At 48.0% G+C, this 4,943-nt stretch carries 2 protein-coding genes; both read left to right on the top strand.

The features are described from left to right. Positions 1-1,048 precede the first annotated feature (1,048 nt). Entirely contained in the window at positions 1,049-1,582 is a 534-nt protein-coding gene (locus tag AK965_RS20000) for a porin family protein (RefSeq protein WP_099081229.1), read from the top strand. 65 nt (positions 1,583-1,647) lie between these two features. Further along, on the top strand, positions 1,648-4,383 hold the full coding sequence (locus AK965_RS20005) for an SLBB domain-containing protein (RefSeq protein WP_099081230.1): 2,736 nt from the start codon (positions 1,648-1,650) through the stop codon (positions 4,381-4,383). Positions 4,384-4,943: the final 560 nt, after the last annotated feature.

Here is a 4,943-nt window from a genome sequence, read left to right on the forward strand (position 1 = left end):
CTATTTGGTTGGGGAGCTTGCTGAGGTTAGATTCTTAGTCTCGCTTGAGCTCGCTAGAATGACGAACCTTCTCGGTTGAGAGCGCGTTAAAGTAACTGTCATTCTGAACAGTGAGGGACGAACGTGATTCAGAATCTACAGACCGAGTTTGATATCACTAAGGAGATATTCCGAAATTAAATAGTGCGCTGATAATAGATTCCGGATGCTCGCTTGAGCTCACCCGGAATGACGGCGTTAGTTCAGTGCGAGTGTTTCCGTAAGCGCAGCGCTCGGTATTCTTGCTTCTGGGGAAGGGAGATATTCGTCATTCTGAACCGTGAGGAACGAACGTGATGCAGGACCTACTATCCGATTTTGCGGTAGTGAGATGGCTCTATTTGGTTGGGGAACTTGCTGAGGTTAGATTCTTAGTCTCGCTTGAGCTCGCTAGAATGACGAACCTTCTCGTTGAGAGCGCGTTAAAGTAACTGTCATTCTGAACCGTGAGGGACGAACGTGATTCAGGATCTACAGACCGAGTTTGATATCACTAAGGAGATATACCGAAACCAAACAGTGCGCTGATAATAGATTCCGGATGCTCGCTTGAGCTCGTCCGGAATGACGCCGTTAGTTCAGTGAGTGTTTTTCTGTAAGCGCAGCGCTCCGTGTACTGTATTCCAACCACTTTCTCAAAAAGCAATGGTATGCACAAACTCACATAGCGCTCCACCTAGGTCCCTAGGACCGAAATAATTACGACCTAATATTTTTGAGCACCAAACCGCACAAATACTCCTCTCCAATCCGATACCCTTGCCGTTTTACGCCGATCCATGCATAATTTGCCAGTTTTTGAGTTGGCATTAAAAACGATGTTTTATTACGTTTAGCGCTCGAAAATTGCACGAAATAAAAATAAATCAATAAAAAATAGACTCTTGCGAACAGTGGCTTACGCGTAATGCCGCAGGGCGGTAGCGTAGAAACGCCCAATGAATTAACTAGAAATTTGGCGCTTATGCAGAAACGCGTGGTGGCAAGTTAATACCCAGGGACCTCTTAAGTGATTAACAAACGACCATGGTTAGGTGTGTTGAGTGCAGCCAGTTTGGGCTTGTGCTCATTTTCTGCGTCTGCTGATTTTTATGCAGGCGCATTAGTTAGTTACTCTAACGCGGAATACCACCAATCTTCCTCTTCTCAAGTAACGCAACCTCTTGTTACTGAAGGTAGTCCTTTCCTTCTGCAAGCGCAAGTCGGTTACTTCTTCAATGATTATCTCGCTCTAGAAGCCCGTTATGGTACTTCTGTTCAACGAGACAGTGGCCTTGCCGTTGATAGCCTGGCAAGTGGCTTTATTAAGCTAAATATGCCGGTTGCAGAGCGCATCGCGATTTATGGGTTAGCGGGTTATTCTCGCGTTGAGATCGACAAACAAGGTGTTGGCTCACAAAACGATAAAGGCGTAAGTTTCGGTCTGGGCATGCACTATGCGCTTGATAAACACAATGCCGTCGTGTTTGAGTTTGTGGACAACGCCTCAGAAGATCAAGTACGCCTAAATGCCATCACTCTTGGCTTTCAGCACCGATTCTAAATAAAGACCTAGGCCCTAGGACCGACGGACTAGGATTTTTAACCCGATTTTCATAGCGAACTACCATGCTTAAAGGAACTCTCTCCATTGCCGTGTGCGCATTGGCAAGCTTGTTTGCCTCGCATTCCTTGGCGCAAAACCCAACCCCAGAACAAATCCAAATGTTTAAAAGCTTACCTGCCGATCAGCAACAAGCGTTGGCAAGTCAGTATGGTTTCTCACTCCCTTCTGGTGCTGCTTCATCGAGCCATTACGAAAACCCACAAGTTATCGAGCCTCGACCACCGCAGAATACGACAGCACAAAACGACCCGTTTAACTTACAACCTCAGCAAGATGAAAAGCTGAAACGCTTTGGTTTGGATCTGTTTGCCGGCTCTCCTACCACCTTTGCACCAATCAGTGATGTACCTGTGCCTGCCGATTATTCCGTAGGCGCGGGTGACGAGATTGTGATCCAGCTGTTTGGTAAGGAAAACACCACTCACCGTTTACGTGTAAATCGTGCTGGCCTTATCAACTTCCCAGCACTTGGCCCAGTTCAAGTCGCAGGCATGAGCTTCTCAGAAGTGCGTGACTCGCTGAACCAACGTGTCAAAGAGCAAATGATCGGCGTTCGCAGTGATATTTCCCTAGGAGAAATGCGCACGATGCAAGTGTTCGTGATGGGCGATGCTTACAAGCCGGGTTCTTACACTGTGAGCGCATTAACCACGATTTCTCAAGCGATCTACTACAGCGGCGGCTTTGGTGAAAGTGGCGCACTGCGTAATGTACAGCTAAAGCGTAACGGCCAAGTGATTCGTAAGCTGGATATGTACAACCTGCTGCTAAAAGGCGATGCACGTAACGATGTGCGTCTATTGCCGGGCGATGTGGTGTTCATTGGCCCTGTGGGTGACACGATTGCCATCGATGGTGAAGTGAATCGTCCTGCTATTTATGAAATCAAAGCGGGAGAGACCTACAAGCAAGCGATTCAAATGGCGGGTGGTTTTACGGCTAACGCCTACCGAGATCAAGTGGAGATCAAACGTTATGCTGCGAAGGGGGCGCGTGATGCACTGACGCTCGATTTTTCTCAAACCAACGCCCGATACACCAAAGTCAAAGACGGCGATGCCGTTAAGGTATTAAAGAAGAGTGAAGAGCTCACCCGCTACGTGCAAATCGAAGGCGATGTTCGTCACCCGGGCTTTATGGAATGGAAAGCGGGCCTGCGTATCGCAGACTTGTTTAAATCGGTGGACTCCTCTTTTAACTCGACCGCCGATGTGAATTACGCCGTTGTGGTGCGTGAAATCAACGCCCAGCGCGATGTTGAAGTATTTCAGGTTAACTTAGCGAAGGCGATTTTAGCGCCGAGCAGTAAAGATAACTTGCAACTGCAATCTCGTGACCGAGTGTTGGTGTTTAACCGCTTTAATAACGAAGACTTAGACACACTAGCAGAGCAAGAGACGGTCACCAAAGCCAAAACCTTAGAGCAAGCGCAAGCGAAAGCGGAAATAGAGCAACAAAAAGAACAGCAAGTGATGAGCTCTTCTGTTGCTGTCACTTCGCCATTAAATGCTACTCCAGCGATCTCTAGCAGTGCTCAAGGTGTCTCTACCGGGGTAAACAATCCAGCGTTCGCTCTGGAGCAAGCGCAACAGCCTAAGATCATCTTCCGTGGTAAAGAGATCACTCAAGAAGATTTCGAAGCATTGAAGCAAAACACCCGTCGCACGCTATTAGCACCAGTACTGATGCAGTTGCAGCAACAGTCTCGACTAGGCTTAGCACCACAAATTGCAGAAGTCTTCGGTGAAGTAAAACACCCAGGTCGTTACCCGATTACCCCACGTATGACGGTATCAACACTGTTAGAAGCGGCTGGTGGCTTAACGTACAACGCGTTTACCCTCAATGCAGAACTTGCGCGCACGGTGATCAACAATGTAGACGAACGTGCCTTTATTGATGTTGAACGCATTGATCTACGCAAAGCCATTCAAGGTAGCGCTGTAGATGATGCGATCATTGTCGGCCGTGACCGTTTGAACATTCTTGAAAAGCCAAATGTGAAGCTGCAAAGTACGGTGACGCTACAAGGTGAAGTTGTTTTCCCGGGTACTTACACGGTACGTCAAGGTGAAACGTTAGGTGAGCTTCTTGAGCGCGCGGGTGGTTTGACCGAGTTTGCTCACCCACAAGGCGCGATCTTCACTCGTGAGGCGCTGCGCCTCCAAGAGCAAAAGCTACTAAACCAATACGCCGCAGACATGCGAGCAGAAACCGCAAAGAAGACCTTCCGTGCCGACAGCAATATTGGCTCGGTGATTTCTGATCCGGATAAAACCCTCGCGTTTGTGGAAGAAGCAAGCCGCAGCCAAGCACTTGGCCGCATGGTGGTGCAGCTTAACCGCATTTTGAAAGACGAACGTTCTGCCGACTTTATGTTAGAAGATGGCGACTTCCTGTTTGTTCCAACCTTCCGCAATACGGTATCCATCATGGGTGAGGTACAGGTACCGATCACATACTTGCTGGATAACAAGTTAGATGTGGATGATTACCTAAATAAAGCGGGCGGCGCGAAGAAGCAAGCAGATGAAGATCGCATCTTCGTTGTGCGCGCAGATGGCTCGGTTTACAAACCAACCTCTGGCTACTGGTTCGGTAACAACAATCAAGAACTGCAAGCAGGCGACACGATTGTAGTGCCAATCGACACCGATTACCGCGATGCATTAAGCACCTGGACAGCGGCGACGCAGATCCTGTACCAAACTGGTGTAGCGATTAACGCGTTGAAATAAAGGGAAAGAAGGTCCTAGGAATAAAAAATCCTAGGGCCTAGAATTTTGGGAATACAGATTACAGAGCGCTTCGCTTACGGAAACGCGTTCACTGAACCTAACAGCGTCATTCCGGACGAGCTCAGGCGAGCATCCGGAATCTATTATCAGCGCACTGTTTAATTTCAGTTTATCACCTTAGTGCTATCAAGCTCTGTTTGTAGATTCTGAATCACGTTCGTTCCTCACTGTTCAGAATGACGAATATCGCTCTTTCCCAGAAGCAAGAATGCCGAGCGCTTTGCTTACTGAATACGGGCACTTACACGTCATTCCAGCGAGTCGAAGCGAGACTAGGAATCTACTTGCAACGGGAACGTAGTTAAGTAGGGAATACCGAGCGCTTTGCTTACGGAAACGCGCTCACTGAACCTAACAGCGTCATTCCGGACGAGTTCAGGCGAGCATCCGAAATCTATTATCAGCGCACTGTTTAATTTCAGTTTATCACCTTAGTGCTATCAAGCTCGATCAGTAGATTCTGAATCACGTTCGTTCCTCACTGTTCAGAATGACGAATA

Origin of the sequence: Vibrio sp. PID17_43, from assembly GCF_002608565.1 — a bacterium.
In the GTDB taxonomy this organism is placed as follows: Bacteria; Pseudomonadota; Gammaproteobacteria; order Enterobacterales; family Vibrionaceae; genus Vibrio.